Raw genomic sequence first — 418 nt, 5'->3', positions numbered from 1 at the left:
GGCATGCGCGCCGCTACCCCCGGCTCCGCCCAGGCCGCCGTTGGCAGTACCGCTGCGCTTGTCGCCGTGCCGGCCGCCGCCGCCGCCGCCTCCCCCGCCCGCGAACAATCCCGAGCCGGCGCCCGCTCCGCCAGCGACAGGCTTGCTGACGCCATGGCGGCCGCCCGCGCCGCCGCCGCCCAGCGACTGGGCTGCGGCCGGAGATGYGCCGATCAGGATGGCGCCGAGCATGACGCCCCCGGCCAGGGCTCTGGCGATGGCCGTGGACGAGCGCAGCTCAGCCCGCTTCTGCGACAATGCCGCGCCATGATATCCGCGCAGGCTTGCAGCCGGCGTCATGTCAGGACGCCGGCCGGTTCGAAAGGTCAGGCTCGGCCCCGCCGCCGTCATACCGCTGCCGTCCGCAACGCTCAGCGCC

General features: G+C 75.8%; 1 pseudogene. It reads right to left on the bottom strand.

Features of this window, described 5'->3' with window-relative positions:
- A pseudogene (locus AB4Y92_RS26045) lies at nucleotides 1-418 on the bottom strand (hypothetical protein); the annotation flags it as partial.

Origin of the sequence: Lysobacter sp. TAB13 (genome assembly GCF_052113885.1) — a bacterium.
Classification (GTDB): Bacteria; Pseudomonadota; Gammaproteobacteria; order Xanthomonadales; family Xanthomonadaceae; genus Lysobacter; species Lysobacter gummosus.
The sequence above is the reverse complement of the archived record's forward strand: the minus strand, read 5'-3'. Positions and strand labels throughout refer to the sequence as shown.